Source organism: Allobosea sp. P4_H5, from assembly GCF_056400825.1.
Genome location: NZ_JBFUKM010000008.1, coordinates 150,258 through 169,513 on the forward strand (window position 1 = coordinate 150,258; position 19,256 = coordinate 169,513).

The following is a 19,256-nucleotide window of genomic DNA, read 5'->3' on the forward strand; positions in this document are numbered from 1 at the left end:
GGCGGAGGGGCGTCATGCTCGGGCTTGACCCGAGCATCTCTGGACGGAAGGGAGCTTGATTCTGCATGAGCTTCTCGGGTCTACGCTCCGCTTCGCCCGAGAATGACGCGCGGGGTCCCGCACCCGGCAAGGATATGCGCTTGTGACTGACACCAGCTTCAGCCTCGACCAGCTCTTCCCTGGGGCCTTCGCCGACGCAGGCGAGCGCCGCGTCAGCGGCGTCGTCTTCGACAGCCGCAAGGTCGTACCCGGCGCTGCCTTCGTCGCGCTTGCCGGCGCCAAGGCCGACGGCGCACGGTTCATCAGCGATGCTGTCCAGCGCGGCGCGGTCGCGATCGTCGCCAGCGGACCGCGCCCGACCGACCTGCCCGGCGATGTCCTCTATGCCCAGGTCGAGGATCCGCGCCTCGCCCTCTCGCTGGCTGCGGCCAAGATCCATCCGCGCCAGCCCGGCACGGTCGTCGCCGTCACCGGCACCAGCGGCAAATCCTCGGTCGCCGAGTTCACCCGCCAGATCTTCATGGCACTCGGGCGCAAGGCGGCGAGCGTCGGCACGATCGGCATCGTCACCGAGGCCGGTGCCGATTACGGCTCGCTGACCACGCCGGACCCGCTCTCGCTGCACGTCTCGCTCGACAAGCTGGCAGGCGAGGGCGTCACGCATCTGGCGATGGAAGCCTCCTCGCACGGGCTCGACCAGCACCGGCTCGACGGCGTCAGGCTTGCCGCCGGAGCCTTCCTCAACCTCGGCCGCGACCATCTCGACTATCATCCGAGCGTCGAGGACTATCTTGCAGCCAAGCTGCGGCTCTGGGAGCTGCTGCCGGCCCGCGCCCCGGTGGTGATCAATCGCGACGAGCCCTATGCCGACAAGGCCGAGGCTGCGGCGAAGGCGGGCGGGCATCCCGTGATCGGCATCGGCCGGGGCGGCGATCGCCTGAAGCTGCTCGACGTGGCGCGGGAGGGCTTCTTGCAGCGCCTGACGGTCGACGTCGATGGAACGAGGGTGTCGGTCGTGCTGCCAATGGTGGGCGACTACATGGCCGGCAACGCGCTGGTTGCCGCAGGGCTGGCGATCGCGACCGGCGAGGACCCGGTAGCCAGCGTTCAGGCCATTGCCGGTCTCAAGGGCGTTCCCGGCCGGCTCGATCGGGTGGCTGAACATAATGGCGGGCTCGTCGTGGTCGACTATGCCCACAAGCCCGATGCGCTGGCCGCTGTGCTGAAGACCTTGCGGCCCTATGCCAGCGGCCGGCTGATCTGCGTTTTCGGCTGCGGCGGCGACCGCGACCGCGGCAAGCGGCCGCTGATGGGTGGCATCGCCGCTGATGGTGCCGATATCGCGATCGTCACCGACGATAATCCGCGTAGCGAGGACCCGCAGGCGATCCGCGCCGAGGTCTTGGCAGCCGCGCCGGAGCGCCTGCGGGAAATCGGCGACCGGGCCAAGGCGATCGCTGCTGGCGTCGCATTGCTGCAGCCTGGGGATGTCCTTGTCGTAGCCGGAAAAGGCCATGAAAGCGGCCAGATCATCGGCGATCGGACGCTGCCGTTCTCGGATCATGACGTGGTCCGCGAGGCGATCGCAGCCTTGGCTGGGGGAAGACTGGGATGACCACCGAACCGCTGTGGACCGGCGCGCGCCTGATCGAGGCGATGGGCGCCCGTTCGCAAGGGCCTGTGCCGGCCGCCGTCACCGGCGCCTCGATCGATACGCGCACGCTCGAGCCGGGCGATGCCTTCTTCGCGATCACAGGCGAAGCGCGCAACGGGCATGATTTCGTTGCGGCGGCGCTCGCAAAGGGCGCAGCGCTCGCCGTGGTCGACGAGGCGCATGCCGGCTCCTTCCCGGCGGATGCGCCGCTCGCCATCGTTCCCGACGTACTGCGCGGCATGGAAAAGGCCGGCATGGCGCGCCGGGCGGAGCTCTCCGCCAAAGTCGTCGCCGTCACCGGCTCGGTCGGCAAGACCGGCACCAAGGAAGCGCTGCGGCTGGTGCTGTCGCGCCAGGGCAAGACGCATGCGCCGGTCGCCTCCTACAACAACCATTGGGGCGTGCCGCTGACGCTGACCCGGACGCCGCGCGACGTGCGCTACGGCGTCTACGAGATCGGCATGAACGCGCCCGGCGAGATCCTGCCGCTGGCGAAGATGGTCCAGCCCGATGTCGCCGTGATCACCACGATCCAGCCCGTGCACCTCGCCGCCTTCGAGTCGCTGGAAGGGATCGCCCGCGAGAAGGCGGCGATCTTCGGCGGATTGAAGCAGGGCGGCACCGCGATCATCAACGCCGACATACCGCAGACCGGCCTGCTGCGCGAACTGGCGCTCGCCGCCGGAGCAGGGCGCGTCATCTCCTTCGGTGAGAGCGAGGCGGCCGATGTGCGGCTGCTCGGCTGCGCGTTGAAGCCGGACGTCTCGACAGCCAATGCCAGCGTCATGGGGCGGGCGGTGACCTACAAGCTCGGCAGCCCGGGCAAGCATATCGTCCTGAATTCGCTCGCCGTGCTGGCGGCGGCCGAGGCGCTCGGCGCCGATCTCGCTCTGGCCGCGTTGGTGCTGGCCGACCTGACGCCGCCATCGGGCCGCGGCGCGCGGCAGGTGCTGCATGCGCCGGCCGGCCCGTTTACGTTGATCGACGAGAGCTATAACGGCAACCCGGCCTCGATGCGGGCGGCGATCGAGAATCTCGGCCGCATGCCGGTTGCGGGCCGTGGACGACGCATCGCCGTGCTCGGCGACATGCTGGAGCTCGGCGAAACCGCGCCGGAGCTGCACAAGGGGCTCGCCGACGCGGTCACCGGCAACGGTATCGACCTCGTCTTCGCCTGCGGTCCGCTGATGAGAACCCTGTACGACGCCTTGCCTTCGCACCGCCGCGGCGCTTATGCCGCACAGGCGAGCAGCCTTGAGCCCTACGTGCTCGATGCGGTCCGCGCCGGCGACGTCGTCACGGTGAAGGGTTCGCTGGGTACGCGCATGGGGCCGATCGTCAAGGCGATGACGGCTCGCTTCCCGGTCGTCCAGGCCGACGACTGAGTAAGGAACAAGTTTCGATGCTGGTCTGGCTTGCCGAGTTCGCGGGGTCGTTCCCGATCCTCAACGTCTTCCGCTACATCACCTTCCGCGCCGGCGGGGCGACCGCGACGGCACTACTCTTCGTCTTCTTCTTCGGGCCGGCGGCGATCTCCTGGCTGAGGATCAAGCAGGGCAAGGGCCAGCCGATCCGCACCGACGGGCCGGAATCGCATCTTGCCAAGCGCGGCACGCCGACCATGGGCGGCCTGATGATCCTGACCGGGCTGTTCGTGGCGACGCTGCTCTGGGGCAACTTGCGCAACCCGTACGTCTGGATCGTGCTTGGCGTCACCGCGACCTATGGCGCGATCGGCTTCTATGACGACTTCCTCAAGGTGACGAAGCAGTCGCACAAGGGCTTCTCCAGCAAGGCGCGCCTCGGCCTCGAGATCGTCATCGCGCTCGCCGCCTGCACTGCGATCATGCAGGTCAGCCCGCCTGCGATCGCGAGCGGCTTCGCGCTGCCGTTCCTGAAGGAATGGATGATCCCGCTCGGTATCCTGTTCCCGCTGGTCACCGCCTTCGTCGTGGTCGGCGCCGGCAATTCGGTGAACCTGACTGACGGACTCGACGGCCTCGCCATCGTGCCGGTGATGATCGCGGCTGGCACCTTCGGCTTCATCGCCTATCTCGCCGGTAACGCCATCTTCGCCAACTACCTGCAGATACACCATGTGCCAGGCGTCGGCGAGCTCGCCGTGATCTGCGGTGCGATGATGGGCGCGGGGCTCGGCTTCCTCTGGTTCAACGCGCCGCCGGCCCAGATCTTCATGGGTGATACCGGCTCGCTCGGCCTTGGCGGCATGCTCGGCACCATCGCGGTCGCGATCAAGCACGAGATCGTCCTCGCCATCGTCGGCGGCCTGTTCGTGGTCGAGGCGCTCTCGGTGATCATCCAGGTCGCGGTGTTCAAGCGCACCGGCAAGCGCGTCTTCCTGATGGCGCCGATCCACCACCATTTCGAGAAGCTGGGCTGGACCGAGCCGCAGGTGGTGATCCGCTTCTGGATCATCTCGGTGGTGCTGGCGCTGGTCGGCCTCGCCACGCTGAAGCTGCGTTGAGCTGATGACCCCCGTCACCGCTTTCGCGGGCAAGACGCTTGCCCTGTTCGGCCTCGGCGGCTCGGGACTGGCGACGGCCCGCTCGCTCGTGGCGGGCGGCGCCAAGGTGGCGTGCTGGGATGACAACCAGGCGAGCCGCGACAAGGCGGCGGGCGAGGGGCTCGACGTCGTCGATCTCGCCAGCGCCGACTGGTCGGGTTTCGCTGCCTTCGTGCTCTCGCCCGGCGTGCCGCTGACCCATCCGGCGCCGCACTGGACGGTCGAAAAGGCGAGGGCGGCTGATGTCCCGGTGATCGGCGATATCGAATTGTTCTTCCTGGAGCGGGCAAAGATCGCGCCGACTGCGCCGGTGGTCTGCATCACCGGGACCAACGGCAAGTCGACCACCACGGCGCTGATCGCGCATGTGCTCGAGGCGGCCGGCCGCGACGTCCAGATGGGCGGCAATATCGGCACGGCTGTGCTGGCGCTGGAGCCACCGGCTGACAATCGCATCCATGTGGTGGAGTGCTCGACCTTCCAGATCGATCTCGCCCCTTCGATCAAGCCGAGCGTTGGCATCCAGATGAACCTGACGCCGGATCATCTCGACCGGCATGGCACCTTCGAGGCCTATGGTGCGATCAAGGAGCGGCTGGTCGCCGCCTCCGATATCGCCGTGATCGGCGTCGACGACGAGCCATCGAAGCAGATGGCGCGCCGGCGCGCCGCGCTGGCTAAGCCCCTGGTCAAGATCAGTGGCGAGCAGCCGCTCGACGAGGGCGTCTTCGCCGGCGTCACCGCCAATGCCGGCCAGCTCGATACGCGGATCGTCGAGGTCAGGGACGGCAAGCCCAGGGTCGTCGCCAATCTCGCCGGCATCGGTTCTTTGCGCGGCAGCCACAACGCCCAGAACGCGGCCGCTGCCTTTGCCGCCTGCGCGGCGCTGGGTCTCACGGCCGAGGAGATCGCTGCCGGCTTCCGGAGCTATCCCGGTCTGAAGCACCGGATGGAGGAACTCGGTCGGATCGGCCGCGTCGTCTTCATCAACGACTCCAAGGCGACCAATGCGGATTCGACCGAGAAGGCGCTGACCTCCTTCCGCGAGATCTTCTGGATCCTCGGCGGCAAGGCCAAGGAAGGCGGCATCGAGTCGCTCAGGCGCTATTTCCCGAATATCGCCCGCGCCTATCTGATCGGCGCGGCGAGCGATCTGTTCGCGGCGACCTTCGACGATGACGGCCGTGTCGCTTACGAGCGCAGCGGCACGCTCGACGTCGCAGTCGACGCTGCGACGAAGGCCGCGCTGGCGCGAGAGGGGAGTGGCGAGATCGCCGTACTGCTCTCGCCGGCCTGCGCTTCTTACGACCAGTTCCCGAATTTCGAGGTGCGGGGCGATGCCTTCCGGGCGCTGGTCAAGGCGCTGCCGGGGTTCGAGGCGGTCGCAACACGCTAGCCGCGTGATAGGTTTGCGGGCCGCCGCCATCCGAAGGTGCCCGTCTATGCCCAAGATCGAGATCGCAGCCGTTCCGGAGCGCAAGGGCTCGGGCTACCCGAAGCCCTTCGATGCTCCTTGCGCGAACCGCATCCGCAAGCGGCTCGGCAATGCCGGCGGCCTCGGCGATTTCGGCGTCAACCTGATGCGGCTGCCGCCGGGCGGCTGGTCAAGCCAGCGGCACTGGCATTCGCATGAGGACGAGTTCGTCTATCTGCTCGCAGGCGAGCTGGTGCTGGTCGAGGACGAAGGCGAGACCGTGCTGCGCGCCGGCGATTGCGCCGCCTTTGCCAAGAACAGCGGCAACGGCCACCACATGATCAACCGCTCGGACAAAGTCGCGGTCTATCTCGAAGTCGGCAGCCGCTCTGCGGACGACGTGATCACCTGCTCCGACATCGACATGATGAGCCCGAGCAGCGACGGCCGCTTCCTGCGCAAGGACGGTACGCCCTATCCCGAGGCTTAGGCTGCCGCGCCCTGCTGGCGCCGCGCCGGTTCCGACTGGTGCAAATAGACGGCGAAGGTGTCCCAGGGCGGCGTGATTTTGAGCTGCCACAGGATGCGGCAGACCTCGCCGCGATGGACCGCCGAATGCAGGGCGACGTGCAACAGCATCTCCTGCCGGGTCATGCAGCCCTTGTCACCATCGGTGAAGCTGAACGCCACCGCTTCGGACAGCATCGTCGGCGAGGCTGTCCGGACATAGTCCTGATACCAGCGATCCGTTGCCGCGACCGAGGCCCGGAGTTCGCCGAGGGACGGTGTCTCGGCCGTGTTGTCGGAGGTGTAGCTGTGGTCCGTGCCGGTCAAATGCGCGGCGAAGATCCGGGCGACTACATGGTGGTGGCTGACGAGCCTCAGCGCGGTCTCGCGCTCGGTGGCCTGCGACACGGGGTCGAGCAGGGCGAGCTTATCGAGCAGGTCATGGTTCGCCCAAGCCTGGTAGCCATAGAGGGTCTGCAGCATCTCGCTCATGGTCGTTGGCCCCACTCAAAAATGTGAGTAATGTCCTCATATTCGAGGATGGGGCAGCCAGTTTGTCTACTCGCATTGCCAAGGGGCAGCTCTCGATGCGCAAGGAGCCGCGTCAGGCCCGCTCGCGAGCGACGGTCGAGGCGGTGGTCGAGGCCGGTGCTCGCATTCTGAGCGAGCAGGGCTGGGGCGGCTTCTCCACCAACAAGGTCGCCGACGCCGCCGGCGTCAGCATCGGCTCGCTCTATCAGTATTTCCCCGACAAGCTGTCGCTGGTGGACGCGATCAGGCGGCGGCATATCGACGACAGTCTCGACGCCGTCAGGCATGCGCTTGCGGGCACGCAATCGTTCGCGGAGTTCGTCGACACCTTGGTGGCCAACCTCATCGCGGCGCATAGCATCCATCCCGGGCTGCATCGGGTGCTATTGGACGAGGCGCCGGGCCTCGAGGCCTATCGTGACCAGAACAGCGAGATCGAGGCGCAATACCTGGCTCTCTTCACCCAGGCTGCGACGATCTATGGATCGCAGGACAAGGACACGCCGGCCTCGACCGTCGGGCTCGTCATCTCGGATGCCATCGATGGGGTGATCCACAATGCAGCGCGCCGTGGCAGGCTGCACGAGCCGGCGTTGCGTGGTGAACTTGTCAGGCTGATCTGCTCTTATCTGGCGGATCGCGGTGAGGCCCCAGTGGACAAGCTGCAGTGACCGCACGCGTGAAGTCGCGATCACCGGCATCGGAATCAATCGGTTAACCATTCATTGACAGAGTGATTCGCCGGAGTGGGCGCCCTCAATCTGCCTGCTCGTCGACGGAGCCTTGTACACGATGGTCTCGCGCGCAGAACCGAGCCTGAGCGGCCGCTGGTGGTGGTCGATCGACCGCATCATCCTGACGACGCTGGTGGCGCTGATGGTCTCCGGCGTCGTGCTGCTGATGGCAGGCGGCCCGCCGGTCGCCGAGCGGCTCGGCCTCTCGACCTTCCATTTCGTCAACCGCCAGGTGGTCTATCTGCTGGTGGCGCTGGCGATCTTCCTCTCGACCTCGCTGCTGGCGCCGCGCCAGGTGCGCCGCATCGCGCTGATCATCTTCCTGTTCTCGCTCGCCGGCGTGGTCGGCACGCTGTTCTTCGGCGTCGAGGTCAAGGGCGCCAAGCGCTGGCTGACGCTCGGGCCGCTCGGCTCGATCCAGCCTTCGGAATTCATCAAGCCGGCCTTCGTCGTGCTCGCGGCCTGGGCGTTCGCCGAGGGCCATCGCCGGCCCGAGCTGCCGGGCACGATCATCGCCTTCCTGCTGTTGCCGATCACCATCGTGCCTCTGGTGCTGCAGCCCGATTTCGGCCAGACCATCCTGATCACCCTGGTCTGGGCCGGGCTGTTCTTCGTCGCCGGCCTGCATTGGTTCTGGGTTCTGGGGCTCGGCGGTATCGGCGCCGTCGGCCTGTTCATCGCCTATGAGCTCGTGCCGCATGTGCGCGCCCGCATCGAGCGCTTCATGGACAAGGGCTCGGGCGACACCTTCCAGGTCGACACGGCGCTTGAGAGTTTCGCGCAGGGCGGCTGGTTCGGCAAAGGCCCGGGCGAGGGCACGGTGAAGCGCATCCTGCCGGACGCCCATACCGACTTCATCTTCGCGGTGACGGCCGAGGAATTCGGCATCGTCGTCTGCATGGCGCTGGTGCTGCTCTTCGCGGTCATCGTGCTTCGGGCGCTGTTCGTGGCGCAGCGCGCCGAGGATCCTTTCGTGCGCCTCGGCGTCACCGGCCTTGCCCTGCTGTTCGGCATCCAGGCTGCGATCAACATGATGGTGAACCTGCACATGATGCCAGCCAAGGGCATGACCTTGCCGTTCATCTCCTATGGCGGCTCCTCGCTGATCTCGCTGGCGCTCGGCACCGGCTTCCTGCTGGCGCTGACCCGCAAGCGACCGCGGGCCGAGAGCTTCGGCGAGCCGGGGCGGCGCTCGTGATCGCAGCAGGACAGGCTCCGCTCGTCGTGCTCGCTGCCGGCGGCACGGGCGGGCATCTCTTCCCGGCTGAGGCGCTGAGCCATGCCTTGCATCGCGCTGGCGCCCGGGTCGCGCTGATCACCGACACGCGCGCCGTCGAATACGCCGGCAATTTCCCGGCCGAGTCGATCCATGCCGTGCCGGCGGCGACGCCCTCAGGCAAGTCGCCGGTCGCGATGGCGAAGGCGGCCTTGGTGCTGCTGAAGGGTGGGCTGGCCGCGCGGCAGGCGATCAAGCAATTGCGGCCCTCTATCGTCGTCGGATTCGGCGGCTATCCGACGGTGCCGCCGGTGTTCGCCGCAGCGCTGATGGGCGTGCCGACACTGCTGCACGAGCAGAACGCCGTGATCGGCCGGGCCAATCGCTTCCTCGCCAGCCGGGTCAAGGCGATCGCCACCGGCTTTGCCGAGGTCGGCGGGCTGACGCCGGACCAGGCGCGGAAATGCACGCAGGTCGGCAACCCGGTCCGGCCGGCGGTGATCGAGGCGGCCTCGCCCTATGCCGAGTCGGACGTGCGGCTGAACCTCCTCGTCTTCGGCGGCAGCCAGGGCGCGCGGGTGATGGCCGACATCGTGCCGCCTGCGATCCAGCTGCTCTCGGCGGAGGAGCGCAGCCGCCTGTCGATCGTCCAGCAGGCGCGAGCGGAGGATGATGAGCGGGTGCGGAAGATCTATTCCTCGCTCGGCATCAGGTTCGAGCTGGCGCCCTTTTTCAAGGACCTGCCGGCCCGGATGGCGGCATCGCAGCTGGTGATCGGGCGCTCCGGCGCCTCGACTGTCGCCGAGCTCACGGTGATCGGCCGCCCGTCGCTGCTGGTGCCGCTGCCGGGCTCGCTCGATCAGGACCAGGCCGCCAATGCCGGAGTGCTCGCCAGGGCCGGCGGGGCGATGATGATCCTGCAGAACGATTTCTCGCCGCGGCGCCTCGCCGCCGAGCTTTCCACGCTGCTCGCCGAGCCGCAGCGCTTGACGGCGATGGCTCAGGCGGCCAAGAGCGCGGGCATACCGGATGCGGCCGACCGCCTGGCGCGGCTCGTGCTGCAGACCGCTCAAAGCTGAACCTTTCAGGACGTATCCACCATGAAGCTGCCGCCGAAGCTCGGCTCCATCCATTTCGTCGGTATCGGCGGCATCGGCATGTCCGGCATCGCCGAAGTCCTGCACAATCTCGGCTACAAGGTGCAGGGCTCGGATGCCTCCGACGGCGCCAACGTCAAGCGCCTGGCCGAAAAGGGCATCACGACCTTCGTCGGCCACAAGGCCGAGAACATCGGCGAGGCCGAGGTGGTCGTGGTCTCGACGGCGATCAAGCGCGACAATCCCGAATTGATGGCGGCGCGCGAGCAGCGCCTGCCGGTGGTGCGCCGCGCCGAGATGCTGGCCGAGCTGATGCGGCTGAAATCCTGCGTCGCCATCGCCGGCACGCATGGCAAGACGACGACGACCTCGCTGGTCGCGACCCTGCTCGAAAAGGGCGGGCTCGACCCGACCGTGATCAATGGCGGCATCATCAACGCCTACGGCACCAACGCCCGCATGGGCGAGAGCGACTGGATGGTGGTCGAGGCCGACGAATCCGATGGCACCTTCCTGAAGCTGCCGGCCGATGTCGCGATCATCACCAATATCGACCCGGAGCATCTCGACCATTTCGGCTCGTTCGACGCGATCAAGGCGGCCTTCCGCGCTTTCGTCGAGAACCTGCCCTTCTATGGCTTTTCGGTGATGTGCATCGACCATCCGACCGTGCAGGAGCTGGTCGGGCAGATCGAGGATCGCCGGGTCATCACCTATGGCGAGAACCCGCAGGCCGATTTCCGCCTGCTCGATATCGACCTTACGGGCGGCCAGTCGAAGTTCACGCTGTTGATCCGCGACCGCAAGCGCGGCCGCGAGGAGGTGGTGCGCGACCTCATCATGCCGATGCCGGGCCATCACAACGCCCTCAACGCCACCGCCGCGATCGCTGTCGCCTATGATCTGGGCGTGCCGGTGCCGACGATCCGCGAGGGGCTCGCCGGCTTCGGCGGGGTCAAACGCCGCTTCACCAAGACCGGCGAGTGGAACGGCGCGCTGATCTTCGACGATTACGGCCACCACCCGGTCGAGATCGCCGCCGTGCTCAAGGCCGCGCGCGCCTCCACCAAGGGCAAGGTCATCGCGGTGATGCAGCCGCATCGCTACAGCCGCCTGTCGAGCCTGTTCGCCGACTTCGCCGCCTGCTTCAACGATGCGGATTCGGTGATCATTGCCGATGTCTACGCAGCCGGCGAGCAGCCTATCCCGGGCATCGACCGCGATTCTCTGGTGGCGGCGATCAAGGCGCGCGGCCATCGTCACACGCTGCCGCTGGAATCCTCCGACAAGCTCGCAGGCATGGTCGCCGAGCTGGCCGGGCCGGGCGACTACGTGGTCTGCCTCGGAGCTGGGAATATCACGCAGTGGGCGTATGCGCTGCCGGGGGAATTGGCTTCTCTTCCTTCTCCCCTCGGGGGAGAAGGTGGCAGCGCGAAGCGCTGACGGATGAGGGTCGGTCGTGGGGCGCAAGAACACGACCGACACGCTCTCCTTCGCCCGCGACCAACGCCGCGAGCCGACCCGCGCCGAAGCGATCTTTTGGCAGGCGGTGCGTGGCCGTCGCTTCGCCGACCTCAAGTTCAAGCGCCAGATGGCGATCGGGCCGTTCGTCGCTGACTTCTGCTGCCACGAGCATCGGCTGATCGTCGAACTCGATGGCGAGCCTCATGAGACTGACGAAGCGCAGAAGCGGGATGCACGACGCGATGCGTTTCTCAGACGTGAGGGCTATCGGGTCTTGCGCTTTTCGAATGAGCGGGTTCTAGGAAACCTCGAATTCGTCCTGCGCGAGATCGCCGAATATGTCGGCCTCGACGGGCGGCCCTCATCCGACCCGGCTTCGCCGGGCCACCTTCTCCCCCGAGGGGAGAAGGAGACGCGCGGGTAAGCTCATGCCGTTTCAAGACATCACCCCTGACATCCGTGCCGCCGCGCCCGAATTGCGTGGGCGTTTGCTCGCCAATCAGGAGATGGCGGGGCTGACCTGGTTTCGTGTCGGCGGGCCGGCGCAGGTGCTGTTCACCCCGGCTGACGAGGCCGATCTCGCCTATCTGCTCGGCAAGCTGCCGGCCGAGATCCCGGTCACCGTGGTCGGGCTCGGCTCGAACCTGATCGTGCGCGACGGCGGCATTCCCGGCGTGGTCATCCGCCTTGCCGGCAAGGCCTTCGGCGAGATCGTCCGTGAGGACGGCGACCGGCTGCGTGCGGGGACGGCGGCTCCGGACGTGAAGGTGGCGCGTGCTGCTGCCGACGCATCGCTCGACAGGCTCGCCTTCTATCGCGGCATTCCCGGCTGCATCGGCGGGGCGCTTCGGATGAATGCCGGCGCGCATGGCGGGGAGACCACCGATGTGCTGGTCGAGGCGCGCGGCGTCACCCGCAAGGGCGAGATCGTGACGCTGTCGCATGCCGATATGGGCTTCAGCTACCGCAACTCGACGGCGCCCACCGACATCATCTTCACCTCGGCGCTGTTCCAGGGCCGGCCGGGCGACCAGGCCGAGATCCTTGCCGAGATGGACCGCGTGACCTCGGCGCGCGAGGCGGCGCAGCCGATCAAGGAGCGCACCGGGGGCTCTACCTTCAAGAACCCGGACGGCGGCAAGGCCTGGCAACTGATCGATGCCGCCGGTTGCCGCGGGCTGCGCATCGGCGGGGCGCAGGTCTCCGAGATGCACTGCAACTTCCTGATCAACACCGGTGGCGCGAGCGCCGCCGATATCGAGGGGCTGGGCGAAGAGGTCCGCCGCCGGGTCAAGGACAATTCAGGCTACGAGCTGCACTGGGAGATCAAGCGGTTCGGCGTCGCGGCCTGAACCGGTGCGATCGCCGCGGCGGGTTTGCGCCGTGACAGCATGATGCCGACGACGGTCGAGCCGAAGATGATGGCGATGCCGAGCCATTGCTGGGCATTGAACCACTCGCCCAGCAGGGCGGCACCGAGGAAGGTCGCGACCAGCGGGCTGAGCAGGCTCAGGAAGGCGACGCCCGTGCCGATAGTGGCGATGCCGCGCACCCAGAGCCAGTAGGCGAAGGCGGTGCCGATCACGACGAGATAGCTCAGGCCGGCGAGGTTGCGCATGGTCGGCAGGGGCGGCAGGCCCTCGACCAGGAGCGCGACCGGCAGGAGCAGCAATCCGCCGAGGGTGAGCTGCCAGGCGGCGAGCGCCAGCGGCGTCCCGACCTTGCCCCAGCGCTCGATCAACACGGTGCCGGTCGCCATCGAGGCGGCGCCGATCAGTGCGGCGATGACGCCGATCGCATCGAGCTTCACGGTATTGTCGATCACCAGCAGGCCGACCCCGAGCGTGCCGGCGAGGGCGGCGAGCACCTGCCCGAGCCTCGGCCTCCGCAGCAGCAGCGGCCAGGCGAGGAAGGCGACGAGCAGCGGCTGCATCGAGCCGAGCGTCGCGGCGAGCCCGCCGGGCAGACGTGAGGCGCTGAGGAAGAGCATCCCGAAGAACAGGCCGATATTGGCGAAGCCGATGATGGCGAGCGGCAGGAGCTTGTCGCGCGGCGGCAAGCCGGGACCGAGCAGCATCAGGAGGATACCGGCGGGCAAAGCGCGCAGCGCCCCGACCAGCAGTGGATGCTCGACAGGAAGCGTCTGGGTGAAGACGACATAGGTCGAACCCCAGAGGATCGGCGCCAGGATCGTTGCGAACAGGATGCGGGTCTTGCTGTCGGCCATGATGGCCTCCCTTTGCATCGACGGGTATGTATGCGTAGGATTATTTGATGAAAGATAATTCGATATCGAATTATTTGATGCGGGATAATTAGGTGTGGGACTTCCATGAGTCAAGCTGACGAGGCCGGGCAGGGCGGCCCGCTCGATTCGATCCTCAGGCAATGGCGCCGGGCGCGACCGGACATCGATCCGAGCCCGATGGCGGTCTGTGGCGCAATCTGGCGTGCGGCGGAGCGGGTTCGCCTCGGCGTCGGGCGCAACCTTACCGGTGAGGATCTCGATTTCGCCGGCTTCGACGTGCTGATGACCTTGCGCCGCCAGGGCGAGCGCGGCGGCTCGCTGACCCCGTCCGAACTCGCCAAGGACATGATGCTGTCGACCTCGGCGATGACGAATCGACTCGACCGGCTGGAGAAGCGCGGGCTGGTCGCCAGGCAGGCCGATCCTCAGGATCGGCGCAGCCTGCGTATCGTGCTGACCCCTGAGGGTTTCGCGCTGATCGAGCGGCTGGTGGTTTCGCATGTGGCGACGGAAGAAGCGCTGATTTCGGCGCTCGATCCGGCCGAGCGCGTGCAGCTCAAGGCCCTGCTGGCCAAGGTCGCGGCCGGGGAAGGGGAGTGAGTCCGGCGCGCAACAGCCGGCTCGTCATTAACCGGCCGGGCGCATCGTTAACGCGCCGTTAACCATCTCGGCTCAGGTTCGGACCCAGGAATTCGGTGTCAGGAACCTTGATGAGCAAGCATGTCGCAGTGCTGATGGGCGGGTGGTCCGTCGAGCGTGAGGTCAGCCTCAGCAGCGGCGCGGCCTGTGCTCGGGCGCTGGAAGGCGTCGGCTATCGCGTCACGCGCGTCGAGGTCGGCCGCGACGTTGCCGAGGTGCTGGCCAAGCTCAAGCCCGACGTCGCCTTCAATGCCCTGCATGGCCGCTTCGGTGAGGACGGCACCATCCAGGGTGTGCTCGAGATCCTCGGCATCCCCTATACCCATTCCGGCGTGCTCGCGTCCTCGCTCGCCATCCGCAAGGACAAGGCCAAGATGGTCGTGGCGGCCGCCGGTGTGCCGGTGGCGAAGGGCGTGACCGTGTCGCGCTTCGAGGCTGCGAAACGGCATCCCCTGCCGCCGCCTTATGTGATCAAGCCAATCGACGAAGGCTCCTCCGTCGGGGTGGTGATCGTTAAGAAAGGCCGCGAGCACCCGCCACAGGAGATCGCCCGGCCGGACTGGCCCTGCGGCGAGACCATGCTGGCCGAAACCTTCATCGCCGGGCGCGAACTGACCTGCGCGGTGATGGACGGCAAGTCCTTGGGGGTAACGGAGATTCGGGCGGCGACGGGCGAGTTCTACGACTACGACGCCAAATATGCCAAAGGCGGTTCAATCCACATCTGCCCGGCGCAAATTTTACCGAATCTTTACCGCCAAATCGAAGAGTGTGCGTTAACGGCGCATCAAGCAATCGGGTGCCGCGGCGTCAGCCGTTCAGACTTCCGCTACGACGACGAGAGCGACACGCTCGTCTGGCTGGAGGTCAACACGCAGCCCGGCATGACTGAAACCAGCCTTGTGCCTGAATTAGCCGCCCATGCGGGCATGAACTTCGGTGAGCTCGTCAAATGGATCGTCGAGGACGCCTCCTTGAATCGGTGAAGGTGGAACCGGTGTTCGCCGGGGCCAACCTGCCGATGCGCGTGACGGGGCCACAGCTCCTCGTCGGCGAGCGCTCGCGCCGCTGGTTCCGCGGCTCGCGGCGCAGCGCCGTCGCGGTGCCGCTGGCCGAGCGGCTGCCGAGCGGCCTCGGCTCCTTCCTGGCGATCGGCTTCCTGGCGCTCGCGGGCGTGAGCGGCGCGATCCTGGGCGGCCATTACGAGACCTTCCGCGAGAACTACGGCGAGCCCAGGCATGCGCTCGCCCGGCTCGTCGGCCTCGGCATCGACCGCATCACCATCTCTGGCCTCAGCGGCCTCTCCGAGATCGAAGTTCTGGTCGCCGCCGGCATCGACCCGAAGATCTCGCTCGCCTTCTTCGACGCCGACGAGGCGCGCAAGCGGCTCGAGGCGACGCCGATGATCCGCGAGGCCTCGGTCCGCAAGCTCTATCCCGGCGAGATTTCAATCAACCTCACCGAGCGTGAGCCTTATGCGCTCTGGCAGGTCAAGGGCGATCTCTTCCTGATCGCGCAGGACGGCACGGTGATCGACAAGATGGATGATGGCCGCTTCGCCTACCTGCCGCTGGTCGTCGGGCCCGACGCCAACAAGCGGGCGAAGGACTACATCGCGCTGCTCGGCGAAGCCGGTTCCTTCGGCTCGCGTATCCGCGCCGGCAGCCTCGTCGCCGGCCGGCGCTGGAACCTGAAGCTCGACACCGGGGCTGACGTGCGGCTGCCGGAGCAGGGCGCCGGCGCTGCGCTGAAGCGCCTGGCCAGCCTCGAACAGGACTTCCGAATCAGCGAGAAGGACTTGATCGCCATCGACATGCGCCAGCCTGACCGGGTGACCATGCGCCTGACCGAAGAGGCCGCGACGACGCGGTTCGAGCAGCTCAAGAGCAAGACCAAGAAGAAGGGCGGCGAGGCATGAGCTTGACCTCGCAAGGCCTGACCCCGCGGATGCGTCCTTTGTCGTCGCGCAAGAGCGCGACCTTGTCGATTCTGGACATCGGCACGAGCAAGGTTGTCTGCCTGATCGCCGAATTGAACCCGGCCGAGGCGAACGAGCGGCTGCGTGGGCGCACCCATGTCGCGCGCATCATCGGTATCGGCCACCAGCGCTCGCTCGGGCTGAAGGGCGGCGCGATCATCGATCTCGAAAGCGCCGAGCGCGCCATCCGCGCCGCGGTCGACGCGGCCGAGCGCATGGCCAAGGTCGAGGTCCAGTCCGTCATCGTCAACCTGACCGGCGGCCGGCTGAACTCGCAGCACTACCAGGCAAGCGTCGATCTGCGCGGCGGCTCGGTCGGCGATTCCGACGTGAAGCGCGTGCTCGCAGCGGCTGCGACCCATGCGATCCGGCCGGGCAAGGCGGTGTTGCATGCGCTGCCGACCGGCTACGCCCTCGACGGCTCGCCTGGCGTCCTCGATCCGCGTGGACTGATCGGCGGCTCGCTCTCGGTCGACATGCATGTCGTCGCGGCGGAAGCGGCGGCGGCGCGCAATGTCATGCTCGCGGTCGAGCGCTGCCATCTCGAGGTCGAGGCGGTGGTCGCCAGCCCCTATGCGGCGGGCCTTTCCGTCCTGGTCGACGACGAAGCCGAGATGGGCGTTGTCGTGGTCGACATGGGCGGCGGCACCACTTCGCTCGGCGTCTTCTCCGGCGGGCACCTGACCCATGCCGACGCGATCGCCGTCGGCGGCAACCACATCACCATGGACGTGGCGCGCGGGCTCTCGACCCGTGTCTCCGCCGCCGAGCGGCTGAAGACGCTGCACGGCTCGGCGATCGCCAGCCCGTCCGACGAGCGCGACATGATCGCAGTGCCGCAGGTCGACGACGACGAGCGGGACACGCCGAACCACCTGTCGAAGTCGCATCTGGTCCGGATCATTAAGCCGCGCGTCGAGGAGATTCTCGAACTGGTGCGTGATCGGCTGAAGGCGTCCGGCTTCTCGGCCGAGGCTGGGCGGCGCGTCGTTCTGACCGGCGGTGCCTGCCAGCTCACCGGTATGCCGGAAGTGGCGCGGCGCGTGCTCGGCGGCCAGGTCCGTACCGGCCGCCCGCTCGGGATCAAGGGTTTGCCGGAAGCGGGCAAGGGCCCGTCCTTCGCGGCGGCGGTCGGCCTGCTGGTCTATCCGCAGGTCGCGCATGTCGAACATTTCGAACCGCGGGCGGGGGCGTCGTTCTTCGCCCATGCGACCGATGGCTACTTCTCCCGCGTCGGCCGCTGGCTGCGCGAGAGCTTCTGAGTGTAGCGGGCCGCGGCGCCGAGAGGCGAGGCGACCCGGGGTGAGTACGAGCAGAGCGGGGCTCAGGCCCCTGGCGTGGAAGACGGGACGGCCCGCCAGGAGCCGGACAAGACAGTGAAAGAGGCAATCATGGCGATGAACCTGCAAGCCCCGGACATCCGGGAACTGAAGCCCCGGATCACCGTGTTCGGTGTCGGTGGCGCCGGCGGCAATGCCGTGAACAACATGATCGAGGCCGGTCTCGACGGCGTCGATTTCGTCTGCGCCAACACCGACGCGCAGGCGCTCGCACTCGCCCGCGCTCCGCGCATCATCCAGATGGGCCTCCAGGTCACCGAGGGCCTGGGCGCCGGCTCGCAGCCTGAAGTCGGCCGCGCGGCCGCCGAGGAGGTGATCGACGAGATCCGCGATCATCTCGCCGGCGCGCACATGGTCTTCATCACTGCCGGCATGGGCGGCGGCACCGGCACCGGCGCTGCCCCGGCGATCGCCCGCGTCGCCCGCGACATGGGCATCCTCACCGTCGGCGTCGTGACCAAGCCGTTCCAGTTCGAGGGCCAGCGCCGCATGCGCATGGCCGAGGCTGGCATCGGCGAGCTCAACGAAGCCGTCGACACGCTGATCGTCATCCCGAACCAGAACCTGTTCCGCGTCGCCAACGAGAACACCGGCTTCGCCGACGCCTTCGGCATGGCCGACCAGGTGCTCTACTCGGGCGTCGCCTGCATCACCGACCTGATGGTCCGTCCCGGCCTGATCAACCTCGACTTCGCCGACGTGCGCGCCGTGATGCGCGGCATGGGCAAGGCGATGATGGGTACCGGCGAGGCCCAGGGCGAGAAGCGCGCGCTCTCGGCCGCCCAGGCCGCGATCAACAACCCGCTGCTCGACGACGTCTCGATGAAGGGCGCGCGCGGCCTGCTGATCTCGATCACCGGCGGGCGCGACATGAAGCTCTACGAGGTCGACGAGGCCGCCACCCGCATCCGCGAGGAGGTCGACTCCGAGGCCAACATCATCGTCGGCGCCACCTTCGACGAGGCGCTCGAAGGCACGATGCGCGTTTCGGTGGTCGCCACCGGCATCGACAAGCCGATGACTGCCCAGGGCGAGCTCGACCCGACCGAAGCCCGTATCGCCGAGGTCGCCGAGCGGCTGAAGGCCGAGGCCCGGCTGCGTTCGGCCGTCCCGAACATCCGCACCTCTGCCTCAGCGCCTGCTCCCGCGCCCATGCCGGCTCCCGTCGCCGAGACCATGATGCCGGAGCCGGTCCGCGCTCCCGCGCCGGCCCCGGTCAGCTTCGCTGCCGATGTCCGCATCGAGCCGGCCCAGCCGCGTCCGGCGATGGTCGCTCCGCCGGTCGTCGAGGCGCCTGTCGCCGAAGCCTTCGTGCCGCATCATGAGGACAGCTTCATCCCGCCGATGCCCGAGCGCGCGGTGATCCGCCCGACCCGCATGCCGCGCGTCGAGGATCTGCCGCTGCCGGCCCAGCACCAGATCGCGCAGAGCCGCGGCGCGGTACCGGCTCCCGCGCCGGCCTCGGTCGAGCAGAAGCGGATGTCGCTGATGCAGCGCCTCGCCTCGGTCGGCTTCGGCCGCAAGGAGGACGAGTATGCCGAGGTGCCGATGGCGCCGCCGGCTCCCGCCCCGCGCCAGGCTCCGCCGGCTCCGGCTGCCGGCCCCAGCGCCGCCCATGCCGAGTTCATGCGCCGCCCGCCGGCGCCTGCCACCCGGCCGGCCCAGGGCCAGCTCGACCAGCTCGGCCGCGCAGCTCCGGCCCGCAATACGGAAGAAGACCAGCTCGAGATCCCGGCCTTCCTGCGCCGCCAGTCGAACTGAGCTTTCGAACCGAGCTTTCCTGGCCGGTTCAACCGGTTTAACAAAAGGCCCGGCGGCACTGCCCGCCGGGCCTTTTTTAACGTCTGAAAAACCATATACATCAAGCAGATGGTTAAGATTTTCTGGCTTTGTAACCTCTGTTACAGAGC

Annotated in this window: 18 protein-coding genes; 16 read left to right on the plus strand and 2 right to left on the minus strand. The window is 67.7% G+C overall.

Features of this window, described 5'->3' with window-relative positions:
• Positions 1–142 precede the first annotated feature (142 nt).
• Genes AC1DS0_RS18055 through AC1DS0_RS18075 form a run of 5 tightly spaced genes read left to right on the plus strand, consistent with a single transcriptional unit; the run spans position 143 to position 6,082 of the window.
• On the plus strand, positions 143–1,615 hold the full coding sequence (locus tag AC1DS0_RS18055) for a UDP-N-acetylmuramoyl-L-alanyl-D-glutamate--2,6-diaminopimelate ligase (protein ID WP_476815668.1): 1,473 nt from the start codon (positions 143–145) through the stop codon (positions 1,613–1,615).
• Positions 1,612–3,039 (plus strand): UDP-N-acetylmuramoylalanyl-D-glutamyl-2,6-diaminopimelate--D-alanyl-D-alanine ligase, encoded by a 1,428-nt coding sequence (locus tag AC1DS0_RS18060; protein WP_476815669.1) that lies wholly within the window; start codon positions 1,612–1,614, stop codon positions 3,037–3,039. The genes AC1DS0_RS18055 and AC1DS0_RS18060 overlap by 4 nt, the downstream gene beginning before the upstream one ends.
• A gap of 17 nt (positions 3,040–3,056) precedes the next feature.
• Complete coding sequence (mraY, locus tag AC1DS0_RS18065; RefSeq protein WP_476815670.1) at positions 3,057–4,139, plus strand: phospho-N-acetylmuramoyl-pentapeptide-transferase; 1,083 nt, start codon at positions 3,057–3,059, stop codon at positions 4,137–4,139.
• Positions 4,140–4,143: 4 nt separating this feature from the next.
• The gene (gene murD / locus AC1DS0_RS18070; RefSeq protein ID WP_476815671.1) at positions 4,144–5,574 is read left to right on the plus strand and encodes a UDP-N-acetylmuramoyl-L-alanine--D-glutamate ligase; all 1,431 of its coding nucleotides are present in this window, start codon (positions 4,144–4,146) and stop codon (positions 5,572–5,574) included.
• Between the two features lie 46 nt (positions 5,575–5,620).
• Complete coding sequence (locus tag AC1DS0_RS18075; protein ID WP_476815672.1) at positions 5,621–6,082, plus strand: cupin domain-containing protein; 462 nt, start codon at positions 5,621–5,623, stop codon at positions 6,080–6,082.
• Here AC1DS0_RS18075 and AC1DS0_RS18080 read toward each other — a convergent pair.
• Entirely contained in the window at positions 6,079–6,591 is a 513-nt protein-coding gene (locus AC1DS0_RS18080; RefSeq protein WP_476815673.1) for a DinB family protein, read from the minus strand. The two genes, AC1DS0_RS18075 and AC1DS0_RS18080, sit on opposite strands and share 4 nt — an antisense overlap.
• Before the next feature lie 62 nt (positions 6,592–6,653).
• Between AC1DS0_RS18080 and AC1DS0_RS18085 the strand changes: the two genes are divergently transcribed.
• The 6 genes from AC1DS0_RS18085 to murB all read left to right on the plus strand — a co-directional run bounded on the left by AC1DS0_RS18085 (position 6,654) and on the right by murB (position 12,493).
• On the plus strand, positions 6,654–7,301 hold the full coding sequence (locus tag AC1DS0_RS18085; RefSeq protein ID WP_476815674.1) for a TetR/AcrR family transcriptional regulator: 648 nt from the start codon (positions 6,654–6,656) through the stop codon (positions 7,299–7,301).
• Positions 7,302–7,422: 121 nt separating this feature from the next.
• A complete protein-coding gene (locus tag AC1DS0_RS18090) occupies positions 7,423–8,562 on the plus strand; it encodes an FtsW/RodA/SpoVE family cell cycle protein (RefSeq protein WP_476815675.1) in 1,140 nt (379 codons plus the stop codon).
• Positions 8,562–9,659: an undecaprenyldiphospho-muramoylpentapeptide beta-N-acetylglucosaminyltransferase gene (gene murG, locus AC1DS0_RS18095; RefSeq protein WP_476815808.1), complete on the plus strand. Its 1,098-nt coding sequence runs from the start codon at positions 8,562–8,564 to the stop codon at positions 9,657–9,659. Before AC1DS0_RS18090 ends, murG begins: the two co-directional genes overlap by 1 nt.
• Positions 9,660–9,680: 21 nt before the next feature.
• A complete protein-coding gene (gene murC / locus AC1DS0_RS18100) occupies positions 9,681–11,120 on the plus strand; it encodes a UDP-N-acetylmuramate--L-alanine ligase (protein WP_476815676.1) in 1,440 nt (479 codons plus the stop codon).
• Positions 11,121–11,136: 16 nt separating this feature from the next.
• Positions 11,137–11,565: an endonuclease domain-containing protein gene (locus AC1DS0_RS18105; RefSeq protein ID WP_476815677.1), complete on the plus strand. Its 429-nt coding sequence runs from the start codon at positions 11,137–11,139 to the stop codon at positions 11,563–11,565.
• Positions 11,566–11,569: 4 nt separating this feature from the next.
• A complete protein-coding gene (gene murB, locus AC1DS0_RS18110) occupies positions 11,570–12,493 on the plus strand; it encodes a UDP-N-acetylmuramate dehydrogenase (RefSeq protein ID WP_476815678.1) in 924 nt (307 codons plus the stop codon).
• On the opposite strand, the gene AC1DS0_RS18115 is transcribed toward murB, so the two are convergent.
• A complete protein-coding gene (locus AC1DS0_RS18115) occupies positions 12,448–13,368 on the minus strand; it encodes a DMT family transporter (protein ID WP_476815679.1) in 921 nt (306 codons plus the stop codon). The two genes, murB and AC1DS0_RS18115, sit on opposite strands and share 46 nt — an antisense overlap.
• Positions 13,369–13,473: 105 nt before the next feature.
• Here AC1DS0_RS18115 and AC1DS0_RS18120 point away from each other — a divergent pair, with 105 nt between their 5' ends.
• The 5 genes from AC1DS0_RS18120 (at position 13,474) to ftsZ (ending at position 19,107) form a co-directional block, all read left to right on the plus strand.
• Complete coding sequence (locus AC1DS0_RS18120; RefSeq protein ID WP_476815680.1) at positions 13,474–13,989, plus strand: MarR family winged helix-turn-helix transcriptional regulator; 516 nt, start codon at positions 13,474–13,476, stop codon at positions 13,987–13,989.
• A gap of 110 nt (positions 13,990–14,099) precedes the next feature.
• Entirely contained in the window at positions 14,100–15,014 is a 915-nt protein-coding gene (locus AC1DS0_RS18125) for a D-alanine--D-alanine ligase (protein WP_476815681.1), read from the plus strand.
• Entirely contained in the window at positions 15,011–15,946 is a 936-nt protein-coding gene (locus AC1DS0_RS18130) for a cell division protein FtsQ/DivIB (RefSeq protein ID WP_476815682.1), read from the plus strand. The genes AC1DS0_RS18125 and AC1DS0_RS18130 overlap by 4 nt, the downstream gene beginning before the upstream one ends.
• The gene (gene ftsA / locus AC1DS0_RS18135; RefSeq protein ID WP_326875064.1) at positions 15,943–17,268 is read left to right on the plus strand and encodes a cell division protein FtsA; all 1,326 of its coding nucleotides are present in this window, start codon (positions 15,943–15,945) and stop codon (positions 17,266–17,268) included. Before AC1DS0_RS18130 ends, ftsA begins: the two co-directional genes overlap by 4 nt.
• A 129-nt stretch (positions 17,269–17,397) precedes the next feature.
• A complete protein-coding gene (gene ftsZ, locus AC1DS0_RS18140; RefSeq protein WP_476815683.1) occupies positions 17,398–19,107 on the plus strand; it encodes a cell division protein FtsZ in 1,710 nt (569 codons plus the stop codon).
• The last annotated feature ends 149 nt before the right edge of the window (positions 19,108–19,256 follow it).